23 protein-coding genes are annotated in these 25,344 nt (G+C 66.0%); 6 read left to right on the forward strand and 17 right to left on the reverse strand.

The genetic code is table 11. The annotated features are described in order from the left end of the window. Positions 1 to 58: 58 nt before the first annotated feature. Positions 59 to 223, reverse strand: coding sequence for a hypothetical protein (locus tag DFO68_RS15550; protein WP_166637578.1), 165 nt, complete (start codon positions 221 to 223; stop codon positions 59 to 61). 272 nt (positions 224 to 495) lie between these two features. On the opposite strand from DFO68_RS15550, the gene DFO68_RS12960 reads away from it, so the two are divergent. After that, the gene (locus tag DFO68_RS12960; RefSeq protein WP_133484064.1) at positions 496 to 939 is read left to right on the forward strand and encodes a MerR family transcriptional regulator; all 444 of its coding nucleotides are present in this window, start codon (positions 496 to 498) and stop codon (positions 937 to 939) included. Then, the gene (locus DFO68_RS12965; protein ID WP_133484065.1) at positions 936 to 3,521 is read left to right on the forward strand and encodes a heavy metal translocating P-type ATPase; all 2,586 of its coding nucleotides are present in this window, start codon (positions 936 to 938) and stop codon (positions 3,519 to 3,521) included. Before DFO68_RS12960 ends, DFO68_RS12965 begins: the two co-directional genes overlap by 4 nt. A 123-nt stretch (positions 3,522 to 3,644) precedes the next feature. On the opposite strand, the gene recJ is transcribed toward DFO68_RS12965, so the two are convergent. From recJ to ffh, 10 genes are all read right to left on the reverse strand, one after another. Further along, positions 3,645 to 5,450, reverse strand: a complete 1,806-nt coding sequence (gene recJ / locus DFO68_RS12970) for a single-stranded-DNA-specific exonuclease RecJ (protein WP_133484066.1) — start codon at positions 5,448 to 5,450, stop codon at positions 3,645 to 3,647. 446 nt (positions 5,451 to 5,896) lie between these two features. Beyond that, on the reverse strand, positions 5,897 to 7,285 hold the full coding sequence (thrC, locus tag DFO68_RS12975) for a threonine synthase (protein ID WP_133484067.1): 1,389 nt from the start codon (positions 7,283 to 7,285) through the stop codon (positions 5,897 to 5,899). A gap of 3 nt (positions 7,286 to 7,288) precedes the next feature. Then, positions 7,289 to 8,605, reverse strand: a complete 1,317-nt coding sequence (locus DFO68_RS12980; RefSeq protein WP_133484102.1) for a homoserine dehydrogenase — start codon at positions 8,603 to 8,605, stop codon at positions 7,289 to 7,291. 82 nt (positions 8,606 to 8,687) lie between these two features. Continuing rightward, positions 8,688 to 9,431: a DsbC family protein gene (locus DFO68_RS12985; RefSeq protein WP_133484068.1), complete on the reverse strand. Its 744-nt coding sequence runs from the start codon at positions 9,429 to 9,431 to the stop codon at positions 8,688 to 8,690. A gap of 3 nt (positions 9,432 to 9,434) precedes the next feature. Further along, positions 9,435 to 10,325 (reverse strand): site-specific tyrosine recombinase XerD, encoded by an 891-nt coding sequence (gene xerD / locus DFO68_RS12990; protein WP_133484069.1) that lies wholly within the window; start codon positions 10,323 to 10,325, stop codon positions 9,435 to 9,437. 128 nt (positions 10,326 to 10,453) lie between these two features. Beyond that, positions 10,454 to 10,810 carry a 50S ribosomal protein L19 gene (rplS, locus tag DFO68_RS12995; RefSeq protein ID WP_133484070.1) on the reverse strand — a complete coding sequence of 119 codons (357 nt, stop codon included), beginning with the start codon at positions 10,808 to 10,810 and terminating at the stop codon, positions 10,454 to 10,456. 132 nt (positions 10,811 to 10,942) lie between these two features. Then, positions 10,943 to 11,737 carry a tRNA (guanosine(37)-N1)-methyltransferase TrmD gene (gene trmD / locus DFO68_RS13000; protein WP_133484103.1) on the reverse strand — a complete coding sequence of 265 codons (795 nt, stop codon included), beginning with the start codon at positions 11,735 to 11,737 and terminating at the stop codon, positions 10,943 to 10,945. A gap of 29 nt (positions 11,738 to 11,766) precedes the next feature. Beyond that, a complete protein-coding gene (gene rimM / locus DFO68_RS13005) occupies positions 11,767 to 12,315 on the reverse strand; it encodes a ribosome maturation factor RimM (RefSeq protein WP_133484071.1) in 549 nt (182 codons plus the stop codon). Between the two features lie 40 nt (positions 12,316 to 12,355). Beyond that, positions 12,356 to 12,604: a 30S ribosomal protein S16 gene (gene rpsP / locus DFO68_RS13010; RefSeq protein WP_133484072.1), complete on the reverse strand. Its 249-nt coding sequence runs from the start codon at positions 12,602 to 12,604 to the stop codon at positions 12,356 to 12,358. Between the two features lie 230 nt (positions 12,605 to 12,834). Further along, the gene (gene ffh, locus DFO68_RS13015; RefSeq protein ID WP_133484073.1) at positions 12,835 to 14,235 is read right to left on the reverse strand and encodes a signal recognition particle protein; all 1,401 of its coding nucleotides are present in this window, start codon (positions 14,233 to 14,235) and stop codon (positions 12,835 to 12,837) included. A 224-nt stretch (positions 14,236 to 14,459) separates the two neighbouring features. Between ffh and DFO68_RS13020 the strand changes: the two genes are divergently transcribed. Then, positions 14,460 to 15,260, forward strand: coding sequence for a cytochrome C assembly family protein (locus DFO68_RS13020; protein ID WP_133484074.1), 801 nt, complete (start codon positions 14,460 to 14,462; stop codon positions 15,258 to 15,260). A 76-nt stretch (positions 15,261 to 15,336) separates the two neighbouring features. Continuing rightward, positions 15,337 to 16,626 (forward strand): HlyC/CorC family transporter, encoded by a 1,290-nt coding sequence (locus DFO68_RS13025; protein WP_133484075.1) that lies wholly within the window; start codon positions 15,337 to 15,339, stop codon positions 16,624 to 16,626. Here the strand turns inward: DFO68_RS13025 and DFO68_RS13030 are convergent. Continuing rightward, entirely contained in the window at positions 16,623 to 17,258 is a 636-nt protein-coding gene (locus DFO68_RS13030; RefSeq protein ID WP_133484076.1) for a 1-acyl-sn-glycerol-3-phosphate acyltransferase, read from the reverse strand. The two genes, DFO68_RS13025 and DFO68_RS13030, sit on opposite strands and share 4 nt — an antisense overlap. 49 nt (positions 17,259 to 17,307) lie before the next feature. Then, a complete protein-coding gene (locus DFO68_RS13035) occupies positions 17,308 to 17,925 on the reverse strand; it encodes a TetR/AcrR family transcriptional regulator (protein WP_133484077.1) in 618 nt (205 codons plus the stop codon). 192 nt (positions 17,926 to 18,117) lie between these two features. On the opposite strand from DFO68_RS13035, the gene DFO68_RS13040 reads away from it, so the two are divergent. Together DFO68_RS13040 and DFO68_RS13045 are read left to right on the forward strand one after the other, a co-directional pair. Then, positions 18,118 to 18,804, forward strand: a complete 687-nt coding sequence (locus DFO68_RS13040) for an SOS response-associated peptidase (protein ID WP_133484078.1) — start codon at positions 18,118 to 18,120, stop codon at positions 18,802 to 18,804. Beyond that, entirely contained in the window at positions 18,804 to 21,659 is a 2,856-nt protein-coding gene (locus DFO68_RS13045) for an insulinase family protein (RefSeq protein ID WP_133484079.1), read from the forward strand. The genes DFO68_RS13040 and DFO68_RS13045 overlap by 1 nt, the downstream gene beginning before the upstream one ends. A gap of 113 nt (positions 21,660 to 21,772) precedes the next feature. Here DFO68_RS13045 and sbcB read toward each other — a convergent pair whose 3' ends face one another. The 4 genes from sbcB to minC all read right to left on the reverse strand — a co-directional run bounded on the left by sbcB (position 21,773) and on the right by minC (position 25,260). Next, the gene (gene sbcB, locus DFO68_RS13050; protein ID WP_133484080.1) at positions 21,773 to 23,263 is read right to left on the reverse strand and encodes an exodeoxyribonuclease I; all 1,491 of its coding nucleotides are present in this window, start codon (positions 23,261 to 23,263) and stop codon (positions 21,773 to 21,775) included. A 124-nt stretch (positions 23,264 to 23,387) separates the two neighbouring features. Continuing rightward, the gene (minE, locus tag DFO68_RS13055; protein ID WP_133484081.1) at positions 23,388 to 23,639 is read right to left on the reverse strand and encodes a cell division topological specificity factor MinE; all 252 of its coding nucleotides are present in this window, start codon (positions 23,637 to 23,639) and stop codon (positions 23,388 to 23,390) included. Further along, positions 23,636 to 24,454, reverse strand: a complete 819-nt coding sequence (gene minD / locus DFO68_RS13060; protein ID WP_133484082.1) for a septum site-determining protein MinD — start codon at positions 24,452 to 24,454, stop codon at positions 23,636 to 23,638. Before minD ends, minE begins: the two co-directional genes overlap by 4 nt. Positions 24,455 to 24,513: 59 nt before the next feature. Then, positions 24,514 to 25,260, reverse strand: coding sequence for a septum site-determining protein MinC (gene minC / locus DFO68_RS13065; protein WP_133484083.1), 747 nt, complete (start codon positions 25,258 to 25,260; stop codon positions 24,514 to 24,516). Positions 25,261 to 25,344 lie beyond the last annotated feature (84 nt).

Here is a 25,344-nt window from a genome sequence, read left to right on the forward strand (position 1 = left end):
ACGAAGCAACAGGGCAGCGCTGTGCCGCTGCGAACATGGCCGAGGCATTAGCTTAAACTCAGGCAAATTCTGTCTTGACCGTGGGGTCCACTTTACCGCTAGCGCCTTCAACATTGGCGAAAGGCAGTCCGGCAAATGCTGGAGCGGATGCCAGCATGCCGATGCCTGCAGTGACGAGGCAGCGGGCAATGGCGAGGTGAAGCGTGTTGAAGTTGTTGTACATAAACTCGATATCCTTTGGGTGAATGGGGAGGTGTCATGATTCTTGCGGGGGTATCCAAAGTATTTGCGAATCTCCTGCCCAGGGTCAAGTACAAACGACCGTTTTAAAGCTAACAAGACTAGAACTTTGGTCATAGCATTGTTTTATTCTTTTGACTTTCAATGTCTTGAGAAGAGAGCACTTGCCCCCTTCGCCAGGTAACACGATGTCTTGACCTATGGGTAACCCAAAGGTTTTACACTCTGGTCAGGCCATAAGCGAGAGAGCCGGACATGAAGGTCAGCGAACTGGCAAGCCGGGTCGGCGTTACCGCCGAGACCGTGCGCCACTACACCCGCGAGGGATTGCTGCATCCCGAGCGCCATCCCCACAACGGCTATCAGCTGTTCGGGCAGCGCGAAGTAGAACGGCTGCGCTTCATCCAGCGCGCTCGCACCCTGGGCTTCGGCGTGGCCGAGATCCGTGACATCCTCAACCATGCCGACCATGGCGACTCGCCCTGTCCCATGGTGCGCGACCTGATGGCCAGCCGACTGCCCCAGATCCGCAAACGGATTCGCGAGCTACAATCCCTGGCCACCCGCATGGAACAGGCGCTGGCTGCCTGGGAAGAGATGCCCGACGGCACTCCTGACGGCCACAGTCTCTGTCGCCTGATCGAGGGCTTTCCCGAACCGCTGACTGCCGGCCATGAGGTTGGCGAGGAGACCCGATGAATATGAATACTAGACAGACGTTGACACGCCAAATTCCCGGCATGAACTGTCAGGGCTGTGTAACGCGCATGCGCGAGGCGATCCAGGCGCAAGATGCGCGAGCCGAGGTGATCGGCGAGCCTGCCGAGAAGCGTCTCGAGATCACCACCACCTTGGCCGATGACGACCTTGACAAGACACTGATCGAGGCCGGCTACCCTCCTGCGAACACGGAAGCGGCGCCTGCCAACGACACCGGCACCTCGAACGACGAGCCGGACGCCCCGAGATCGGGTGAACCACCACCTCAGCAAACTGCCGACGAGGGCGCCACCACCCGGCGGCTGTCGATCGGCGGCATGACCTGCGCCAGCTGCGTGAAGAGCGTCCAGCAAGCCCTGGAGCGCACGCCTGGCGTGGTCAACGCAGAGGTCAACTTCGGCACCCATACCGCCCAAGTGCGCGGCCGCGCCACTGCCGATGTCCTGGTCCGCGCCGTGGAAGATGTAGGCTACGGGGCCGAGCCGATTATCGACATGCGCGAGGCGGAGCAGGCCCGCGCTGAGCGTGACGAGCGTGACTATCACTGCCGTCTCAAGGGCAGCGCCTGGTCCCTGGCCCTGGCTGTACCGCTGATGGCCAGCATGTTCGTCTTCCACCCCGCCCCGGTGGGGGCCGGGCGGCTCTACTGGCTGGTGATCGGAATGCTGACGCTGGCAGTGATGGCCTTCCCCGGCCGTCATTTCTTCGTCAATGCGTGGAAGAACTTCCGCCACCACCAAGCCAACATGGACACCCTGATCGCCATGGGCACCGGCACCGCCTGGGCCTACTCTATGGCGGTGGTCGCCGTCGGGCCCTGGCTGCCCGAGATGGCCCGCGGTATCTACTTCGAGGCGTCGGCGATGGTCATCGGCCTAGTGCTGCTGGGCAATGCCCTGGAGCTGCGGGCACGGGGCCGCACCAGCGATGCCCTCAAGCGTCTGCTCGACCTGCAGAGCCGCACCGCGCGAGTGATCCGCGACGGCGAGGAGCGCGAGGTCGAGATCGACGAGGTCAGCGAGGGCGACCATATTCGCGTGCGCCCTGGCGAGCGTCTGCCGGTGGATGGCGAGGTCACCGAGGGCCAGAGTCATATCGACGAGTCCATGCTCACCGGTGAGCCACTGCCAGTGGCCAAGGGCGAAGGCGACGAGGTAAATGCCGGCACGATCAATGGCAAGGGCTCGCTGATCTACCGCGCCACCCGCGTTGGCAATGACACCCGTCTGGGCCAGATCACCGAGCAGGTGGCCAGCGCCCAGAACTCGCGGCCGCCCATCGGCCAGCTGGCCGATAAGGTGTCGAGCGTCTTCGTGCCCTCGGTGATGATCATCGCCGTGATCACCGCACTGGTCTGGTACAACGTCGGCGCCGAGCCACGCGTGATTCACATGCTGGTCACCGCCACCACGGTACTGATCATCGCCTGCCCTTGTGCGCTGGGCCTGGCCACGCCGATCTCGACCATGATCGGCGTGGGCAAGGCAGCGGAATACGGCGTCCTGGTGCGCAACGGCGATGCCCTGCAGACCGCCAGCAAGCTTACCACTCTGGTAGTCGACAAGACCGGCACCCTGACCGAAGGCAAGCCCGAGGTGACGGAGTCGAAGGTGATCGAGGGCGATGAACGGAAAGTGCTGGGTCTGGTGGCGGCCCTGGAGCGCGGCTCGGAACACCCGCTGGCCGCCGCGCTGCTGAGCCACAGTGAAGCCCGCGGAGTCGAGCCCGCCGAGATCACCGATTTCGATAGCGTCACAGGTGGCGGCGTCAAGGCCCAGGCCACCGATGGCAGAGCGCTACTGCTGGGTAACGCCCGCCTGCTGGAGGAGGCCGGCATCGAGCTGGACAAGGGCCGGGCGCTGGCCGGCGAGTGGGAGGAGAAGGCACGCAGCCTGGTCTACCTGGCGGTGGATGGCCGGCTTACTGCGCTGTTCGGCATTAGCGACCCGCTGCGTCATGACACCCTCGCCGCCGTGAAGCGCCTGCAGGCCGACGGGCTCAAAGTGGTGATGCTTACCGGCGACAACGCGCATACCGCCGGGGCCATCGCTCGCGAGGTCGGCATCGATGACTTTCGCGCCGGGCTGCTGCCCGAGGACAAGCATGCCGAGATCGAGCGACTCCAGCGCGAAGGCGAGGTCGTCGGCATGGTCGGCGACGGCATCAACGACGCGCCGGCGCTGGCCCGAGCCGACGTGGGCTTCGCCATCGGCCAGGGCACCGACGTGGCCATCGAGAGTGCCGGCATCACCCTGGTGCGCGGCTCGCTGCACGGTGTCGCCGCCGCCATCGAGATCAGCCGGGCCACCCTGCGCAATATCAAGCAGAACCTGGTAGGCGCCTTCGGCTACAACGTGCTGGGTATTCCCATCGCCGCCGGCGTGCTCTACCCCATCACCGGCACCCTGCTCTCGCCGATGATCGCCGGCGCCGCCATGTCGCTCTCCTCGATCACCGTGGTCAGCAACGCCAACCGCTTGCGCCTGTTCCGTGCCCGGGGCGAGAGCAACACCGACAAGGGTGGCACCATGCCCGGAGAAATGAAGGAGGCATTGTCATGAGCTGGATCGTCAATCTGGCAGGACTCGCCTTGATCGTCCTGATCGCCTGGTGGTTCTGGTTTGCCGGTTAGGTGCGGCCGGCTAGGTGCGGCCGACGGCGAGGATATCGAGCGCAGCAAGAAATCAGTCTTCACGCTCTGCGTGCTCGATCATCAGTTGCAGACTCTCGCGCCCTCGCCAGCGGTTGCGATTGAGCTTGAAGGCACAGCGCAGGCGATCGCCAACACCGAAGGCCGGCACCTCGCCGGGCGTCAGAGCACGGAACCAGATAGCCTTCAGGCTCGCTGATCCAGCCGAGAGCTCAAGCATCAGGTGGCTGCCATCGGCACCCACTGGGCGCAATGCCTCGATCAGGAACTCGCCCTGGAACAGCGGGGCATCGAACTCCCGGCCATAGGGCGCAAGTCGCTCAAGCTCGTCCAGGGTCGCCAGGCCGAGCTGATGAGGCACAAGCTCGCCGTCGGTATAGATCCGCGGGCCGAGCTCGGTATCACCCAGCTGTTCGCCCACTGCCTGCAGGAAGGCTGCACGAAACGCCGCCAGCTGCTCGCGCGGCACCCCTACCCCGGCGGCGCCGCGGTGGCCGCCGAAGCGCGGCAGCGCCTCGGGCGCCAATGCAAAGGTACGCTGCAGAGCATCGCGCAGATGCAGCCCCTCGATGGAGCGACCGGAGCCGGTAAGCATGCCAGGGGCCGCCGCCGGGGTCAGCACCAGCGCCGGTCGGCCGAAGGCTTGTACCAGCCTTGAGGCAACGATGCCCTGTACGCCCGGGTGACCATCCTCCAGAAAAACGACGATGGCGGGCTCGTCGGCCCTCAGCGCCGCCAGGGCCAGGGCCTGGGCCTGCTCGGCCATCTCAACTTCGATCGCCTTGCGCGACTGGTTGTCCTGATCCAGCGTCTCCAGGTGCCGGGCCGCCGTGGCGTCATCCGCCGCCAGCATGAAGTGCAGCGCTGCATAGGGATCATCGAGCCGCGAACGCGCGTTGATCCGTGGCCCCATCTGGAAGGCCAGGGTCTCGGCGTCGAAGGGCACGCTGTCAGCCCCCAGGCGTGCCGCCATGGCGCGCCAGCAGGCGGCCTCCATGCGGTTGATCAGGGTGAGGCCATGGGTCACCACGGCGCGGTTGGCGGGGCTGTCACCCAGCGAGACGCAGTCGGCCACCGTGCCCAGCGCCACGTAGGAGAGCCAGGGCGAGAGCTTGGGCGTGGACGGCGCCAGCACCCCCCACTCGACCAACACCTGCCGGGTCAGCGACATCATGAGCCACGCCACCATGCAGCCGGCGATGGTGGGGTCGGGATAGCTGCAATCATCGCGAGTGGGGTTGACCACGGCGTAGGCCGAGGTCGGCGGCCCCTCCACCGGCAGGGCGTGGTGGTCGCTGACCACCACCTCGATGCCGGCGACCTTGAGCCGGGCGATGCGCGGCTCGTCGGAACTGCCGCAATCGGCGGTGATCACCAGGCTCGGCCGCGGCGACAGCGCCAGGGTGCGTTCCACCAGTGGCAGACTGATGCCGTAGCCGTCATGGATGCGGTGGCCGATCAGGCTGTGCAGGCGCACCTCGGGCACGCCGAAGAGCTCGACCAAGGTCCGCCGTATCACCACGTGGGAGGTAATGCCGTCGACATCGTAGTCGGTGAGGATGCCGATATGCTCGCCGTCGACTACCGCTTGGGCGATACGCTCGGCCGCGCGGCGTGCGTCGGCGAGCTTCTCGGGATGAGCCAGATGGCGCAGGCTGGGCGAGACCAGCGGGTCGAGCTCCCCCTGGTAGCCGTTGATCCGCCCTGCCAGCACCCGCGCCTGGAGCTCGCTGAGCCCCTCACGCTGGGCACGGGCATAGAGGGTGGCGTCGCGTGGCCGTGGCAGGATGTGGGGGCGCAAGCGCGCCTGCAGATCGATGGGATCGGTGACAGCGTCCAAGCCATGCTCCTGCAATTAAGAGACAATAAGAAGAGACGGAAGACAGATGCCCGCTCGGTGCTGATCCGGCGACAAGCTCGAAGCTCGAAGCTCGAAGCTCGAAGCTCGAAGCTCGAAGACAGCCTGTATCTGTCACAAGGAGCGACCAGGCTTTTTTGGTTCTTCGCAGACTGGCGTGATTGTTAACCGCACCAGCTGGCCATCTGACCCCGTAGGCTCGGTAAGCGCCAGCGCACCGGGCATGGCGAGGGCACCATCGTCACGCCGGATGCGCCTCCGACTTATCCGACCTACGCGACTGGCAGCCGGTCCTTTGGGGTCAGACCCCGACCAGGCCACCGAGCCCGTTATGCTGCAACATTCCAACCGCATTTCCCTCCGCCGGGGCCTGACCCCAAAAGGCCTCCCCGGCGCCCCTCGCTAGTGATGTCGCTAGGGCATGCACTTCAGCGCCGATTCTCGGCCACGAACTGCTGCACGGCGGAGAGCTCGGCGGGCAGCACGGTATAGCGCTCCTCGCGCTCCAGCAGGTCGTCCATGTGCGGCGGCAGCGGCACGCCCGGGAAGCCGGCCTTGACCACCGCCTCAGCGAACTTAGCCGGGTGCGCGGTGGCCAGGGTAATCACCGGCACGGCCGCATCGCCGCGGCAGACCTCGGCCGCCCGGTAGCCAGTGGCGGTGTGCGGATCGAGGATCTGCTGAGTGCGGTGGTGCGCCTCGCGGATCACCTCCAGCAGGGTGGCATCATCCACGCTGTGGCTGGCGAAGGACTCACGCAGCCGGGCCAGTGGCGCCTCGGCCAGCGCCGTAGGTTCGTGCTGGAAGCGCTCGAGCAGCGCCTTCACCGCGGCCCCGTCGCGCTCGTAGGCCTCGAACAGCAGCCGCTCGAAGTTGGACGACACCACGATATCCATGGAAGGTGCCAGGGTGGCCACCAGCTCCTGCTTCGAGAAGTCGTTGTCGGCCAGGGTGCGGTGGAGGATGTCGTTGGCGTTGGTGGCGATGATGAACTGCGTCACCGGTAGCCCCATGCGCTTGGCCATGTAGCCGGCGAAGACGTTGCCGAAATTGGCCGAGGGCACGCAGAAGCTCACTGCGCGATGGGGGGCCCCCAGCGCCACGGCCGAGGCTACGTAGTAGACGATCTGGGCCATGATGCGCGCCCAGTTGATGGAGTTCACCGCCACCAGGCGGGTGCCGCCGAGGAACCCCTGGTCGGCAAAGCTCGCCTTGACCATCGCCTGGGCGTCGTCGAAGTTGCCCTCGATGGCGATGTTAAAGACGTTGTCGGCCAGCACCGTGGTCATCTGGCGGCGCTGCACCTCCGAGACCCGCTGGTAGGGGTGGAGGATGAAGATGTCGAGGTTATCGCAGTGGCGGCAGCCCTCGATGGCCGCCGAGCCGGTATCGCCGGAGGTCGCCCCCATGATCACCGCCCGCTCGCCGCGCTTGCGCAGGAAGTGATCGAGGAGACGGCCGAGCAGCTGCAGCGCCACGTCCTTGAAGGCCAGGGTCGGGCCGTGGAAGAGCTCAAGCAGGAAGTGGTTGGCATCCAGCTGGTTGAGTGGGACCACGGCGTCATGGCTGAAGGTGGCGTAGGCCTCTTCGACGATACCGCGGAAGGTCGCATCGTCGATCTCGCCATTGACATAGGGCTTCATGACCCGGAAGGCGATCTCGGCATAGGAGAGCCCGGCCATGGCCGACAGTTCGTCATGGGAGAGTGTCGGGATCTCCGCCGGCACGTAGAGGCCGCCATCACTAGCCATCCCAGTGAGCACGACCTCCTCGAAGGAGAGCGCGGGCGAGCGCCCGCGGGTGCTGATATAGCGCATGGTTTACTCCTGCTCGTCCAGCGACTCGACGCGGATCCGCGTCACCGGACCGGCGATGTCGGCCAGCGACTCGATCATGCGGATCGCCTCGTTCATCTGCTTCTCGCGGGTGCGATGGGTCAGCAGGATGATCGGTACCAGCTCGCCCTCAGTGGCCTCCTTCTGGATTAGCGCCTCGATGGAGATCCCCTGCTCGGAAAGAATCGTCGCTACCCGCGCCAGCACGCCGGGGCGGTCTACCGCCAGCAGCCTCAGGTAGTAGGCGGTAATGATGTCCTCCATGGGCATGATCGGCAGCTGATTGACGTCGTCGCCGATGCCACAGAAGGCCAGGTAGGGCACCCGGTAGTGGTGGTCGGTGGAGATGTCGCGCGCCACGTCCAGCAGGTCGGCGACCACCGCGGAGGCGGTGGGTTCAGCGCCGGCGCCGGCGCCATAGTAGAGGGTCGGCCCCACGGCGTCGCCCATGATGGCGATGGCATTCTTGACGCCATGCACGCTGGCCAGCAGCCTCTGCTTGGGAATCAGGGTTGGGTGAACGCGCAGTTCAAGACCCACCTCGGTACGCTTGGAGATGCCCAAATGCTTGATCACGTAACCCAGGTTGTCGGCCTGCTCCACGTCCTCGGCGGTGATGCGCGAGATACCCTCGGTGTAGGCCTTGTTGAACTGCAACGGCACACCGTAGGCGATCGAGGCGAGAATGGTCAGCTTGTGGGCGGCGTCGATGCCCTCGACGTCGAAGGTCGGGTCGGCCTCGGCGTAGCCCAGCGCCTGGGCCTCAGCGAGCACGTCCTCGAAGGCGCGCCCCTCGTCACGCATGTGGGTCAGGATGTAGTTGCCGGTGCCGTTGATGATCCCGGCCACCCACTCGATGCGGTTGGCGCCCAGGCCCTCGCGTAGCGACTTGATCACCGGAATACCGCCGGCGACGGCGGCCTCGAAGGCGACGATCACACCCTTCTCGTGGGCGGCGCGGAAGATCTCGTTGCCGTGCACGGCGATCAGCGCCTTGTTGGCGGTGACCACGTGCTTGCCGTGCGCGATGGCGGTCAGCACCAGCTCGCGGGCCACGTCGTAGCCACCGATCAGCTCGACCAGCACGTCGATATCGGGGTTGCTCGCCACCTCGAAGACGTCGGAGGTGGTACGGATGCCGGTGGTGTCACACTCGGGATTGAGGCTGCGAAAGGCGACCTGCTCAATGATGATCGGACGCCCCGCCCGACGGGCGATATCGTCGGCATTGCGTGTCAGCACGTTGAAGGTTCCGCCACCGACGGTCCCTAGGCCACAGATTCCCACTCTCACCGGTTTCAATGTCATTCCCCTCGTTCTGGCGTATTTCTCAGCGTAGAGCGAGCCCCTGCAGGCCCGCCGTGCCGACGGTTGTCGACGTCGATCATTTCTCGTTCAGGCCGAGCATGGCGGCCAGGCGCTTCGCCGGCACATAGCCGGGCACCAAGCGACCGTCGGGCAGCACAATCGCCGGCGTGCCCTGGACGCCGAGTTCCATGCCCAAATGATACTGCTCCTCGACCGGATTGTCGCAGCCGGCGCCAGCCGACAGCGCCTCCCCGCGCTTGGCCGCGGACAGGGCCTCGGTTCGATTGTCGGCACACCACACCTGCTGCAACTGACGCCCCCCGGGCGAGGTCATCCCGCTGCGCGGGAACGCCAGGTAGTGCACCTCGATGCCCAGAGCGTTGAGGCGCGGCACCTCCTCATGCAGCTGACGACAATAGGGACAGGTGGTATCGGTGAAGACCACCAGCGTGGCGCGGCTTTCGCCAACCCCGCGGAAGATCACCCGCTCGCTCTCCGGCACCGCGGCGAGACGCGCGCTGCGCTCGGCGTTGCGCCCCTGCTCGGTGAGATTGACCAGGCCGACCTCGGCGTTCTCGTAGAGATCGCCGACCAGCAAGTGGCTGCCCTCGGCGTTGGTGTAGAAGGTTTCGCCGCTCTCCAGCCGCACCTCGAAGATGCCGTCCAGCGGTGTCTCGCGCACGCGTTCCACGGGCATGGCCTGGCCATTGACGGTCAGCGTCTCGGCCAGCCGCTCGGCCGGGTCGGCCTGGGCGATGGGCAGCAGGGCCAGGGAGGCGGCGAGCATTCCACCACCGAAGATAAGGTTCCATCGTCTCATGAGTCAGCCTCGAGGGTGATGATCGGCGTGCAGGGCTTCTAGTCGCACCTGCGCCACATGGGTATAGATCTGCGTGGTCGAGAGGTCGCTGTGACCGAGCAGCAGCTGTACGACACGCAGATTGGCGCCATGATTCAACAGGTGAGTGGCGAAGGCGTGGCGCAGGGTGTGCGGCGACAGCGGCCGGTCGATGCCGGCGGACCGCGCATGAGCCTTGATGCGGTGCCAGAAGGCCTGCCGGGTCAGGCAACGGTCGCTGCGCCCGGGAAACAGCGCAGGTCGGGTGAAGTCGACCATCAAGGCGCCGCGGGCGCCGCGCAGGTAGCGCGACAGCCACGCCACGGCTTCCTCGCCTATTGGCACCAGGCGATCCTTGTCGCCCTTGCCGCGTACCCGAACCACGCCCTGGCGCAGGTTGATCGCATCGGTGGTCAACCCGACCAGTTCACTGACCCGCAGCCCGGCGCCATAGAGGACCTCGAGCATGGTGCGGTCGCGCAGGCCCAGGTCGGTGGTGAGGTCGGGGGCCGCCAGCAGGCGTTCCACCTCCGCCTCCTCCAGGGTATCGGGCAGCGAGGGGCGAACGCGCGGCAGGCGTACCGCGGCCAAGGGGTCGTGGTCGACGAGCCCTTCTGCCAGCGCCCAGCGGTAGAAGCTGCGCAGGCTGGAGAGCAGCCGGGCATTGCTGCGCAGGCTGTAACCGGCCTCGCGACGCGTGTCGAGCCAGGCCGGCAGGACGCCTTCCGAAGGCGAAAGCAGCCGCTGGTCGACACTTTCCAGGCGTGCTCGCCAGGCGTTCAGGTCGTGGCGGTAGGCGGCCAGGGTATTGGCGCTCGCCCCCCGCTCCAGCCACAGCCCATCGAGGAAGGCATCGACCAGCGTTTGCGCATCCATGGCGATTTCCCTACGGCTTTTGAACAGGCTCCAGTCGCACGAAACCCCGCCCCGCGGGCAGCGGTGACGGGGTTTCGCGGGGTGCAGGGCCCTCAGGCCCGGCACCGTGGGCGGACAGAGGCATTGCCTCAGGCCAGCTTTTCCTTGATGCGCGCAGACCGTCCACTGCGCTCGCGCAGGTAGTACAGCTTGGCCTGGCGCACGTCGCCGCGACGCTTGACCTCGATGGAGTCGACCAGCGGGCTGTAGGTCTGGAAGGTCCGCTCGACGCCGACACCGTGGGAGATCTTGCGCACAGTGAAGGCCGAGTTCAGGCCACGGTTACGCTTGCCGATGACTACGCCCTCAAAGGCCTGAAGGCGCTCGCGAGAGCCCTCTTTGACCTTCACCTGGACGACCACGGTATCGCCGGGGGCGAAGACCGGGATCTCCTTGTTCATCTGCTCGCTCTCGAGCGCCTGGATCACCTTGTTCTTGCTGCTCATGACATTGACTCCTTGATAACCGGACCCGCCGGTCGGCGTGTGTCGCCGGCGAATCGTGATCCCGGCGCCCGAGGCGTGCTCGAGAGCGCGGGAAGTGATGGGTGACACAGGTCCGCGGCGAGGCTTTGGCCCTCAGCGTGTCGCGTCCTGCACCTCCGCCCTGGCCTCTCCCGCAGACAGGGCGTGTTCCTCGAGAAACTCCGCGAGCAGCTCGCGCTGCTCGACAGTCAACGTTCTGCCTTCCAGCAGGTCGGGACGCCTGAGCCAGGTCCGCCCCAGCGACTGCTTGAGCCGCCAGCGCCGGATGGCGCCATGGTGGCCGCTGAGCAGCACCCCCGGCACCCGCCGCCCGTCGACCTCCTCCGGGCGCGTATAGTGCGGACAGTCCAGCAGCCCATCATTGAAGGAATCCTCGACCGCGGAATCCTGATGGCCCAGCACCCCGGGGACCAGCCTTGCCGCAGCATCAATCAGCACCATGGCCGGCAGCTCGCCGCCGCTGAGCACATAGTCGCCGATCGACCACTCCTCATCGATGTCGGCTTCCACCACCCGCTCATCGATGCCTTCGTAGCGTCCGGCCACTACCACCAAGGGAGGGCCCGCCGCCAGTTCCTGCACCCCGCGCTGATCCAGACGGCGTCCCTGGGGCGACAGGTAGACGACCCTCGCCCGCGTGCCGGTCGCCGTCATGGCGCGCTCACGGGCGGCATGGATGGCCGAGCGCAGGGTGTCGACCTTCATCAGCATCCCCGGGCCACCGCCGTAGGGCCGGTCGTCCACGGTACGATGCCGGTCGGTGGCGAAGTCCCGAGGGTTCCAGAACTCGAGCGCAATGCGCCCCTTGTCCACCGCTCGGCCCGTGACACCGTGGCGGGTAATCGCCTCGAACATCTCGGGAAACAGCGACACCACCCCGATCCACATGGCCGGCGCCGCCGGGGACGAAACTGTACTCAAAACGCCGGATCCCAGTCGACGCTCATCACGCCGGCCTCGAGATCGACGTCCAGCACCACTTCACCGGGCAGATAGGGCAGCAGCCGCTCGCGGGCCTCGAAGCCTTCGTCGACCTCACCCGTGATGACCATGACGTCGTTGGCGCCAGTCTCGAAGAGGTGGTCGACGCGTCCGAGCAAGGCGCCCTCACGGGTCACCACCTTCAACCCCTCGAGCTGATACCAGTAGTAGTCGTCGGCATCGAGCTCGGGCAGTTCGTCCTTGGGCAGCAGGATCTCGGCGCCGCTCAGGGCCTCGGCCGCCTCGCGGCTGTCGATGCCTTCCAGCCTCGCTACCAGGCCCTTGCCCTGGCGTCGGCCCTGGACGAGGCCTCGCCGGGTCAGGCCGTTTTCCTGGCGCAGCACCCAGGACGCGTAGTCGAGGATGCCCTCCATGGGGCTGGTGAAGGAATACACCCTCAGCCAGCCCTTGACGCCGTAGGGGCTGGTCAGCTTGCCCAGCACCACATAATCGTCGGCCGGCTGCACATGCGCCTGTTCGCTCATCGACGACCCCGGGAGCGTTGCCACCGGCAAGTCAGGCCCTTCAGGCCTGCTTGCGGGCTTCCTTGACCAGCTCAGCGACGCGATCGGAGAGCTGTGCGCCCTGGCTCTGCCAGTGGCTAATGCGCTCGAGATCGACACGCAGGCGCTCTTCCTGGCCGCGGGCCACCGGATTGAAGAAACCCAGGCGCTCGATGAAACGGCCGTCACGTGGCTTGCGGGAATCGGTCACGGTGAGGTGGTAGAAAGGACGCTTCTTGGCGCCACCACGTGCCAGACGAATGGTAACCATGCGTTGATTATCCTTCGGTTGAAGTTGCGGATGTTTCGGCCGAGGCGCCGATACTCTGCTGGCCCTCGACGGTCTGCTAGGGCAAGCGGGCCGACGGCCCGGCTTCGAGTCATTCGGTCACGACATATGGCCGCGTCGATCGCGGTCCTGCCAGTGAAGACGCAGCATTCTACGCAAAACCGCTCGGCTTGGAAACCTTTTTGCGGGAACCACCCAGGCGGCAGGCCGGTTCAGCGCCACGGCATGCCGCCGGGACCACCCATGCCCCCGGGCCCCCCGGGACCGCCGCCGCCCATCATCCCGGACATGCCGCGCATCATCTTCTGCATGCCGCCCTTCTTGCCCGCCTTCTTCATCATCTTCTGCATCTGCTTGTGCTGCTTGAGCAGGCGGTTAAGGTCAGGCACCTGCAGGCCGGCACCGGCGGCGATGCGCCGCTTGCGCGAGCCGTTGATGATCTCGGGCTTGCGCCGCTCCTGGGGCGTCATGGAGTTGATCAGCGCTTCGAGCTTGCCCAGCTCCTTCTCGGGGCCGGGGCCCTGGGCCAGCTCGGCCATCTGGCCCATGCCCGGCAGCTTGCCCATCAGGCCACCCATGCCGCCCATCTTCTTGAGTTGCTGGAGCTGATCACGGAAGTCCTCGAGGTCGAAGCCCTGACCCTTCTTGACCTTCCTGGCCAGCTGCTCCGCCTTCTTCTTGTCAACGGTGCGCTCGGCCTCCTCGATCAGCGACAGCACGTCGCCCATGCCGAGGATACGCGAGGCAACACGATCCGGATGGAAGGGCTCGAGGGCATCGACCTTCTCGCCCACCCCCATAAACTTGATCGGCTTGCCGGTGATGTGGCGTACCGAGAGCGCCGCACCGCCGCGGGCGTCGCCATCGGCTTTGGTGAGGATCACCCCGGTCAACGGCAGCGCCTCGTGGAACGCCTTGGCGGTGTTGGCGGCGTCCTGGCCGGCCATGGCATCGACGACGAACAGCGTCTCATCGGGCACCACAGCCTTATGCAGCGCCTGAATCTCGGCCATCATCGCCTCGTCGATGGCCAAGCGCCCGGCAGTGTCGACGATCACCACGTCATGGAAATGGATCCTGGCGTGCTTGATCGCTGACTCGGCGATGGCGACGGGCTGCTGGTCGGAACGCGAGGGAAAGAAGTCAACCTCGACCTCACGGGCCAGGGTCTCGAGCTGGTCGATGGCCGCCGGGCGGTAGACGTCGGCGGAGACCACCAGTACCTTCTTTTTCTCGCGCTCGCGCAGGTAGCGCGCCAGCTTGGCCACCGAGGTAGTCTTGCCCGCGCCCTGCAGGCCAGCCATCAGCACCACGGCGGGCGACCCCTTGAGGCTCAGCCCCTCGTTGGCCTCGCCCATGATCGCCTCGAGCTCCTGCTGGACGATCTTGACGAACTGCTGCCCCGGAGAAAGGCTCTGGGAGACCTCCTGGCCGACGGCGCGCTCACGCACACGATCGATGAACGCCTTGACCACCGGCAGGGCCACATCGGCCTCGAGCAGTGCCCGGCGCACCTCGCGCAGGGTATCCTTGACGTTGTCCTCGGTCAGGCGCGCCTGACCCTTGATCGACTTGAGCGTCTGCGACAGACGCTCGCTAAGATTCTGGAACATGGGCCCCTCCACTGACGATGGCCGGAGAACCGACCCGGTATCGACCGGGAGGCTCGCTGCAATGGCCGAAAATTATACCCGCTGTGGCCGGCAGTCTCCATGCATGGCGGGCATTCGCCGCTGAGGGGCGCGCCGCCGGCTGTGCGTGGCCGGCCAGATTGGGTATAGTGGCGGCTAAATCACCCACCACCTTGGCGCTGACGAAGGCGCACGGACAGCGATCGATGCCGCCGCTCTCACTTGCCGTCATGGCCTTCATCTTCTATCTCGGTGCCGCCTCCTGGCAGGGGCTGACCCTGGCCAGACGCGTACCGCCACGCGCTATGTTGGTGCGCGCCCTGAGCCTGGTCGGCCTGCTTTGCCACCTGCCGCTGGCGGCCACGTTACTGGCCCGCGGCGACTCACTGCTGCCCGGTCTCTCGACCAGCGCGGTGCTAGCCAGCGCCGTGGCCGTGCTGGTGCTGCTGCTGGCCAGCCTCGTTAAGCCGGTTCTCAACGTCGCCACCGGGCTGCTGCCGCTGGCCGGCCTGACCCTGCTGCTGGCCGTTGGCTTGCCAAGCCCTGAGCGCGGCACCGGCCTGACCCCAGGGATTGCCCTGCACGCCCTGAGCAGCGCGCTGGCCTTCGCGCTGCTGGCGATCGCTGCTATTCAGGCGGTACTGCTGGGCATACAAAACCAGGCGCTGCGCCATCACCATATCCACGGCGTGGTCCAGTCGCTGCCGCCGCTGACCACCATGGAGCGGCTTCTGTTCGAACTGATCTGGGCCGGCATGATCCTGCTGACCCTGTCGATTATCAGTGGTTTCCTGTTCCTCGACAACATGTTCGCCCAGCACCTAGCCCACAAGACGATCCTCTCGCTGGCTGCCTGGGTGATCTTCGCCACCCTGCTGTTCAGCCACCACCGGCTAGGCTGGCGAGGCATGCGGGCGGTCCGCTGGACCCTGGGGGGGTGCGCGGTGCTGCTGATGGCCTACTTCGGCAGCAAGTTCGTGCTGGAAATCCTGCTCAACCGCGGCTGATCCCGGCACGCGCCTTGACAGCGGAACAGCGACCCCCTACAACTCGAGCCTTATCCGCCGTTGAGGACCCTACGACTTGAGTGACGACTTCCCGCTGGGCCTGCTGTTCGGTTTGCTGCTGCTGCTCATCTGTCTTTCCGCTTTCTTCTCCAGTTCCGAAACCGGGATGATGTCGATCAACCGCTACCGGCTGAGCCATCAGGCAAGCAGCGGTGAGTCGCGTGCCCAGCGGGTGGTGCGGTTGCTGTCACGGCCGGATCGGCTGATCGGCGTGATTCTGATCGGCAATAACTTTGTCAACAACCTGGCGGCCTCCATTGCCACCATCATCGCCATCCACTTCTTCGGCGAGGTCACTGGCCCTGCCGTGGCCACCGCGCTGCTGACCATCATCATCCTGATCTTCGCCGAGGTCACGCCCAAGACCTATGCGGCGGTCAAGCCCGAGCGCATCGCCTACCCCGCCTCTCTGATCCTAGAGCCATTGCTCAAGCTGCTCTACCCGCTGGTGTGGATGGTCAATGCGATCTCCAATGGCCTGTTGCGCCTGCTCGGCGTGAAGAACATCGACGGTGAAACCGACCACCTAACCCGCGATGAACTGCGCACCGTGGTCCACGAGGCCGGCACCCTGATCCCGCGCCGCCACCGGGCAATGCTGCTGTCGATCCTCGACCTGGAGAATGTCACCGTCAACGACATCATGGTGCCGCGCCACGAGGTGATGGGCCTCGACCTGGATGACGACCTGGAGGAGATTCTGGCCAACATTCGCACCAGCCAGCACACGCGGATGCCGGTCTACAAGGGCGACATCAACAACATCATCGGCATGCTCCATCTGCGCAATGCGGCACGCTTCCTCTCGCGTGGCGAGGTGACCAAGGCCGCCATCGTTCAGGAGGCCCGCGAGCCCTACTTCATCCCCGAGTCCACGCCACTACACACCCAACTGCTCAACTTCCAGACACAGAAGCGACGCATCGGCATCGTGGTCGACGAGTATGGCGACGTTGAAGGACTGGTGACCCTGGAAGACATCCTCGAGGAGATTGTCGGCGAGTTCACCACCGACGTGGCGGGACTACATCAGGAGATCCACCCGCAGGACGATGGCAGCCACGTGATCGAAGGCACCGCCAACATCCGCGACATCAACAAGGCGCTCGGCTGGCAACTGCCCACCGATGGCCCCAAGACCCTCAATGGGGTGATCCTCGAGCACCTCGAGTCCTTTCCCGATGGCCCCGCCTGCCTGCAGATCGGCAATGTACGCATGGAGATCCTCGAAGTCCGCGACAACCTGATCACCGCGGCACGCTGCTGGCAAGCAGTACGGCGCCCCCTACGCCGCGGCCAAGGCTAGGCGCTGGCGAGCCACTCATCGGCCTCCTCCTTGAGCGCACGCACCCGGGCCTCGACATTGCACCGACTCGCCTGGCCGGCGGAGAGCGGCTCACCGACAAATAGCGCGACCCGCGCCCGGAAGCGCCGCGGCGGCTTGCTGAATGCCTTGCCGCCATGGTGCGAGGTCCAGGAGCCCCACAGGCCGGCCAGCCCAACGGGCACCACTGGCACCGCATCGCGCACCAGAATCAGCTCGAAACCACGCCGGAATGGTTGCACCTCACCGTTGGGGGTCAACCTACCCTCGGGAAACACCATCACCACCTCGCCCTGGCGCAGCGCGCGGCTGACCTCGGCCAGAGCATGACGCACGCTGCCCGGGTCGCGACGATCGGCATCCACGGGGATGGCACCCACCAGGCGGAACCACCAGTTGAGCCAGGGTGAATCAAAGATCGGCTTGTCCATCAGAAAGCGCAGCGGCCGGGGGCTGGCCCCGCCCACCACCAGGGCATCCATGAAGCTGACATGGTTACAGACCACGATGGCCGGGCCATGAGCCGGAAAATGCTGGCGTCCGCGGAAACGCACGCGGTAGAGGAGATGGACCAGCAGGAAGACCAGCCAGCGCAGCACGGGCCGGTAAGCCATGGCCAGTCGCCAGCCCCCCGCCTTCAGGCCCCGTTCCACCAGGCAGTCTTCACGCCATGCCGGGCGCGTGTTGGAGGCCGGCCAAGATGGTCACCAGCAGCTGGTCGAGTAGTTCGTCCACCTCCAGCGGCTCGTCCTGCCAGTGACCGAGACGCTCATTGAGCCCTAGCTGGACTAGGCCGTGGACACTGCCCCATAGGGTTCGGCTCAGCCGTCGTGCCTCCAGGTCGTCCAATGCCGGCTGGAACTCCTTGAGGGTCACCTCCACGCGCAGGAAAAGGCCCTCGATCATCTCGTTCTGCCGCTGGTCGAGTTCTCCCTCCTGGGCCAGGGGGTAGTCGAACAGCAGTTGCCAGCGGTAGGCGTCCTGGCGAGCGAACTGCCAGTAGGCCCTGGCCAGGGCCTTGAGTCGCACCTCGGGGGCAAGGTCACCGAGCAGCGGCTCGATCGCCCCGCGCAGGCGCGCCAGCGTCTCGATGTTGACGTGCTGCAGCAGGTTGCCGAAGCTGCCATAGAGCTTGAGCAGGGTGCTCGGCGCACAGCCGACCTCGCGGGCAAGGGCTCGCAGCGACAGCGTATGGGCCGGATGCGCCTGCAGCCAGGTATCGCAGGCGGCCATGACCTGCGCATGGAGTGCCTCGGGGGCATGCTGTCGGGGACGGGCCATCGGGTTCCTCGTGGAGGGAGAGGGTGATGCGCATCGCGGATCGGGCGACAAGGATACTCCCTTCGAACACTGTTTTCGACAGCTTATCCCAGTCGAATGACGATGCAAGGCGGCAGCGTGCTCGCTGTTCTTTCGGTGCTTTTCTTGCCAGGGCGACTTGGTTACCCTGAGGCCCCATCAACCGGAGAGCCCATGGCCGGCCGACTGCACATCGCCCCCCTCGATCTCGAACGCCTGTTACCTGAACTGGTCGCCGACACCCCACTGATCACCGGCGCCAACCTCGCCCCCCGTCGACCCCTGTCGATCCTGCGCCTGGAAGGAGGCCGGCTGCGCCTGGTTAACGCCTTCTGGGGGCTCACGCCGCCCTGGCTGAAGGTGCTCGATCATGCGCCCCATTGTGCCCGGGCCGAGGCGCTGACGAGCCGTCCGATGTTTTGCGAGGCCTTCGGCGCGCGGCGCTGTCTGATACCGGTCAGCGGCGTCTACGTGTGGAAATCACAACCGCGCTTCAAGCAGCCCTTCCTGGTGACCCGCGTCGACCGCGGCCCGCTGCTACTGGCGGGGCTCTGGTGCCGCTTCCACACCACCCTCAGCGCATACACTGATTCCATGGCGCTGATCACGGTGCCGACGGGGCCGCTGCTTGCCCCGCTTACCGACCGGTTACCGGCGGTGATTGACCCCGGTGCTGCCCGACACTGGCTCGATCCAAGGACGCCGCCAGTGCAGGCGCAGACACTGCTTGCGCCCGCTCCCGGGGAACTGTTGGGCGCTTTTCCGGTATCAAGACAAGTGAACGATCCTGCCAACCAGGATCCGGCCTGTGCCCACCCCACCGGGCCCATGCTGCGCCAACCCATGCCACAGGAACGATGATGACACAGCCCTTGCCTGCCCCCTTTCGCCAACCGGCCCGCCTGCTCGCCTGGCTCGTCACGGTCGTGGCCTTGATGACGTGCCTGGCTGCCCGGGCCGAGATAGCCGAAACGACGACGGCCGTCGACAAGGTCGTCTCGCCGCGGGTCAGCCCTCACGATGACCGCGACTACCGCGCCCTGACCCTCGACAACGGCTTGAGCGTGCTGCTGGTCAGCGATCCTCAAGCCGATCAGGCCGCGGCCTCGCTGAATGTTGGCGTGGGCAGCGCCCAGGATCCCCAGGATCTGGCCGGCCTGGCCCACTTCCTCGAGCACATGCTATTCCTGGGCACCGACGCCTACCCCGAGCCGGATGCCTACCAGGCCTACCTGTCGCGCCACGGAGGCAGCCACAACGCCTTTACCGCTCCCCAGGACTCCAACTACTTCTTTGACATCGAGCCCGCCGCACTGCCCGGCGCGCTGGACCGCTTCAGCCGCTTCTTCATCGCCCCGCTGTTCAATGCCGACCGCCTGGAGAGTGAGCGCAACGTGGTGCATTCCGAGTACCAGGCGCGCCTACTTGACGACGGCCGTCGGGCCCAGGACGTCCTCAACCAGTTGCTCAACCCTGACCATCCGACCACCGACTTCTCGGTGGGTAGCCGCGCCACCCTGGCCGACCGCCCCGAGGGCGAGCCGAGCCTGCGCGAGCGTGTGATCCGCTTCTACAAGCAGCACTACGGGGCCAACGTGATGCACCTGGCCGTGGTCGCGCCGCAGCCCCTCGATGAACTGGAGGAGATGGTCACCGAGCGCTTCGCCGAGATACCCGACCGCGACCTCTCTCGCCCGGTCATCAAGACGCCTCTGGTGGTGAAAAAGACCCTGCCCCGCGCCGCCGAGATGCAGTCGGTGCGAGACAGCCAGCGGGTCAGTTTCCTGTTCCCGATAGCCGACCCCGAGCAAGCCTACCGCTACAAGCCGGCCGACTACCTGGCCCAGCTGATCGGCCACGAGGGCGAGGGCAGCCTACTCGCGGTGCTGCGCGAGGCGGGCTGGGCCGATGGCCTCTCGGCGGGGGTAACGCGCAACGACGGCCGCCATGCGCTGTTCGCCGTGGACATCAGCTTGACACCGGCGGGTGCCAAGCGGATCGCCGAAATCCAGGCCAGCCTGTTCGCCGCCATCGAGCTGATCCGCACCGACGGCCTGGCGCCATGGCGCTACGCCGAGCAGGCCCGCCTGGCCGATCAGCAGTTCCGCTTCCAGCAGCATGGTTCGCCACTGAACGATGCCATGCGATTGTCCATGAACCTGGCGCGTTACCCGCTGGAGGATGTCAACATCGCGCCCTATCTCATGGAGGGCTTCGATCGCGAGCAGATCATGCGCTGGCTCGACGACCTGCGACCCGGCCGGTTGTTGCGACTCTACAGCGGCCCCGAGGTCGAGGGCGACAAGGTCTCGCCCTGGTTTGACGCCCCCTGGCGCGAGGTCGCGGCTAAAAGCGACGCCGAACCGCTGGCAGGCCTCGCGCTACCCGAGCCCAACCCCTACATCGCCGAGGATCTCGCTCTGCTCGATGTCGAGGATGCTGACCCGGTAAAGCGCATCGAGACGCCGGGCGCCAGTGTCTGGCACAAGGCGGACAGCACCTTCGACACCCCCAAGGTGGAGTGGCGCTTCAGCCTGCAGAACCCCGCCGCCAGCCAGCAAGCCCGCGAGGCGGCACTCTCCCGGCTGCTCGCCGATTGGCTGGGCGACAGCCTCAACGCGACCCTCTACCCGGCGCGCCTGGCCGGCCATGAATTCGAGGCCTATGCCCACGCACGGGGCATTACCCTGTCGTTCTCCGGCTGGCGGGACCGCCAGGAGCGGCTGATTGCCCGGGTGCTCGACCAGTTGCAGCACGGCGAGATCGACGCGGCGAGCTTCGACCGCGTGCGCTATCGCCTGCAGCGCGAGTGGCGCAACGCCCCCCAAGATCCTCTCTACCGCCAGGCCCATCGCACCCTAAGCGAAGCCCTGGTACGCCCACAGTGGCCTAGCGATGCCCTGCTCGAAGCCAGCAAGACGCTCGATGTGGAGGATCTGCGCGACTTCCGCACGCGCATGCTGGCCAACCTGCACCTGGAAGCCATGGCCGTGGGCAATCTCGACGCCGCGCTCGCCAAGCACGAGGCCCGGCTGGTCATTGAGGCATTATCGCCGTCACTGGCGGAAGATAAGATTGCGGATCTCGTGCCCCTGCAGGCAGAGGATCTACCCACCTTGACCCCGGCCACTACCCGCCAGGAGTCGCTGGTGCTGCGCTACCTGCAGGGGCCAGATCGCTCGCTGGACAGCCAGGCGCGCCTGGCGGTACTGGGCCAGCTGCTGAAGACCCCCTTCTACCAGCGACTGCGCACCGAGCAGCAACTCGGCTATGTGGTCAACGCAAGCTACTCGCCGATGCTCGACGCCCCCGGCATCAGCCTGCTGGTGCAATCCCCCGACACCGCAAGCGAGACGATTCAGGCCCGCATCGATGCCTTCCTGGACGACTTCACCAAGCGGCTTGCAACGCTTGATGACGCGGAGCTTGCCCCCTATCGCCAGGCCGTACACGACAGCTTGATGCAGCGCGACACCAGCCTCGCCGGCCGCACCAACCGCCTGTGGCACGCGCTGGCCTATGGCGACACCGCCTTCGACCGCCACCGCCGTCTCGCCGAGCGGGCCCTGGCCGTGACGGCCAACGAACTGCGCGAGAGCTGGTCGGCACTGCGCCATGACGCTGTGGTCAACGTCACCTTCGACCCGGGTGACACGCCCAGCGACGTGCTCGACCTGAGCCGCAAGCTCACTCCCCTGCCGAAGGGCGCGGAGTAAAGTAGCTGGAATAAGCCGAAGGCGGATCCGGCGGGGGTGAATTGGCCGCAAACAACGCCCGGTGCGCTGACGCTTACCGGGCCTACGGATCGGGCTTTGAACCTTCTGATCTGCTAATCGAAGGCCTGGGGCGGCATGATCGCCTCCACGTGCATCACCAGTTCCTCGAGGACCTGCCGGTCACGGTCGGACAGCGGGACGCCATTGAGCCGCTCGATCTCCCGGGCGAATTCCTTGAGGGTCAGCCCGGCGATGGCAGGGTCGTTCATGCGCTCCCAGCGGAAGGCCTCCCAGCGCGCCTGCTCCTCGCTTTCCAGGGTCTCCGGGTAGCTGCGGGCCCGGTAGCGGAACAGCATCTCCTCGAGGCGCGAGTCCTGGAAGGCGAAGCGTGCCCCCACCAGTTCCCAGGGGTCGGTCTCGCGCACCCGTTGCATCTGCGCGCGATCCGCCGGCGAGAAGAAGCCACCCGAGTAGAGCATCAGGTCCGGGTCATGCGGCGGCTCGGGAGGTGGCGCGGCAAACACTTCGGCGACGCGGGCGGCCAGCTCGGGATGAATCGACAGCTGCTTCCAGTGAGCCCGGCAGGCGGCCAGGTCCAGGCCCAGGCGCTCGATAATCGCGCCGTACTCGCCCTGGTGCGGCCCATCCACGTCCTTGAGGGCGCTGGTCGGGAAGAGTACCGGACACTTGTTGCGGTGGATCACCTTCAGCGGAATGCGCTCGGCTCCCTCCGCCAGGTCATCGTTGCTGACGAAGACCCGTTCGCGGATCTGCTCCGCCGTGAGCTCCAGCAACGGGGCCGGATCCATGGAGAGATCGAAGACGATCACTCCATTGGGGTTGGAGGGATGCTCGGCCAGCGGCATCACCAGAGCGCTGCAGCCGCGACTCGCCGGATAGCGACGCGAGATGTGCAGCACCGGCTTGCGGCCGGGCAGGTCGAGTTGCCGGGCCACGGCACGCTTGCCGCGCAGCCCCAGCAGGTAATCAAAGAGCTTGCCGTTGCGCTCGCGCAGCAGCCTTGCCAGGGCGATGGTGGCACGGACGTCGGCCAGGGCATCGTGGGCCCCGGCATGGGCGATGCCGTTGGCAGCGGTCAGATGCTCCAGCTTGAAGCTCGGCGCGCCATCGTCGCGCGTTGGCCACGCGATGCCTGCAGGGCGCAGGGCATGGAAGGCACGCACCACGTCGATCAGATCCCAGCGCGAGTTGCCGTTCTTCCACTCCCGGGCATAGGGGTCGAGCAGGTTACGGTAGAAGAGGTGGCGACTCACCTCGTCATCGAAGCGCAGGCTGTTGTACCCCACCCCGCAAGTACCCGGCTCGCTCATGGCCGACTCGACCACGCCGGCGAACTCGGCCTCGGGCAGGCCACGACGGCAGGCCAGCTGGGGCGTGATGCCGGTGATCAGACAGGCCTGGGGGTGAGGCAGAAAGTCGTCGGCCGGCTTGCAGAAAAGCTCGAGGGGCTCGCCAATCTCGTTGAGGTCGGCATCGGTTCGAATGGCCGCGAACTGCGACGGGCGGTCGCGACGCGGATCGGCACCAAAGGTCTCGTAGTCGTGCCACAGAAAGGACTGCGGGGCGGCGGGGGACTGCGCCATGGGCGGGAGCTCTCCGAAGGGCGTGAATTCTCGGCCCAGCCTAGCATAGCCCCGCCAACGACTCAGCCGCGGGCACGCCACGGCGTCGCTGGGAGCCGTCAACCCTCGCTCAGGGCTTGTCCGCTCAGGTCTTGGGCAGGGTCACGTTGAGCTCCAGCACCGAGCAGTTGTCCTCGCTGTCGAGGGTGATGTTCACTGCATCGTCATCGATCTGCACATAGCGGCGGATCACCTCCAGCAGCTCCTTCTCCAATAGCGGCATGTAGTCCGGCTGCCCCCGTTGGGTGCGCTGATGAGCGACGATGATCTGCAACCGCTCCTTGGCGACCGAGGCGGACTGCTTGCGCTCGCGCTTCAGGAAATCGAGCAATTTCACCGGCGAACTCCTCCGAACATGCGGCTCAACAGGCCCTTCTTCTGGTACTCGTGAAAGCGCAAGGGTACCTCCTCGCCCAGCAGGCGGGCCACGGTGTCGGTATAGGCCTGGCCGGCATCGCTATCTTCATCGTGGGTCACCGGCACCCCCTGGTTGGACGCCCGCAGCACTGCCTCGGACTCTGGAATCAGCCCGAGCAGGTCGATGGCCAGGATCTCGCGAATGTCGTCGAGGTTGAGCATGTCACCCAGATCGACCCGGCTGGGATTGTAGCGAGTGATCAGCAGGTGCTCCTCGATGGGCTCCTCGCCGCGCTCGGCACGCCGGGTCTTGGAAGCCAGCAGGCCAAGGATACGGTCGGAGTCACGCACCGAGGAGACCTCGGGATTGGTGACCACGATCGCCGCGTCGGCGAAGTACATGGCCAGCTGGGCGCCACGTTCGATGCCCGCCGGGGAGTCGCAGATGATGAAATCGAAGTCCTTGCTCAGCGTATCGAGCACCTTCTCGACGCCCTCCTGAGTCAAGGCATCCTTGTCGCGGGTCTGGGAGGCCGGCAGGATGTGCAGATTGTCGACTCGCTTGTCACGGATCAGCGCCTGGTTCAGCCCCGCCTCGCCCTGGATCACGTTGACCAGGTCGTAGACCACGCGCCGCTCGCAACCCATGATCAGGTCGAGGTTGCGCAACCCCACGTCGAAGTCGATGACCACGGTCTTCTTGCCCCGCAGCGCCAGCCCTGTGGCGATGGCAGCTGCGCTGGTTGTCTTGCCGACCCCACCCTTGCCGGAGGTCACAACGATGATCTTGGCCAAGTGTCGCATCCTGTCTTGTGATGATGAAAGGGAATGGCGGAGAAAGCGCCCGGCCAATCTCAAGCCAACGGCATGATAGTGAGTTGGTCGTCGCTCAACCGGATCTGCACGGCGGTACCCAGCAGGTGCGGGTCGATATCCTCGAGGCGCTTGTAGTTGCCAGCCACCGAAAGCAGCTCGGCATGCAGTTCCCGGCAGAAGATGCCGGCCTGAACATCGCCATGGATGCCGGCTAGGGCCCGCCCACGCAGGGCGCCGTAGACATGCACGCTGCCGGCGGCAAGTACCTCAGCGCCAGCATTAACCGCCCCCACCACCACCAGGTCGCCCTCGGGAGCGGTCACCTGCTGACCGGAACGCACCGTGCCACGGTAGATGCGACCGCCCGCCGCCGCCCCCGATAGCGCCTCGGGCATCTCGAGCTCGGCCATCACGGCCGTATCGTCCTCGGCGACGCTCTCCAAGGGACGCTGGCGCGCCACATCCTGGGGCGGGAACCAGCCTAGCCCCAGGGCCCAGGCCGACTGCTTGACCGGATCCGGCCCGCCGCGCACTGCCACCGGCAGCAGCTTGTGGGCGCGGCAGACCGCACAGATGCGTTCCAGCGCCAGGTGCGGCTCATCGAGCTTTTCGACATTGAGCACCACGGGAGTGTGCTGGAAGAAGGCCGGCGACTGGCTGATCTTGCCCGCGAGCTGCTCGCGGATGCGCTCAGGATCGGCGCTGGTCAGCTCCATGACCGTCATCGGCAGCATCCCCCCTTTGAAGGTGAATGCCATGCCGTCCCTGTCCACTTTGAGACTCATTGCCGAACTCCGCGTCGGGTGATGATCGGGGGTAGCACAACAACGCTAAGCGAGTGCCTGTGCCCCTGCAACCGATGATACGGT

The organism is Halomonas ventosae, from assembly GCF_004361885.1.
Classification (GTDB): Bacteria; Pseudomonadota; Gammaproteobacteria; order Pseudomonadales; family Halomonadaceae; genus Halomonas; species Halomonas ventosae_C.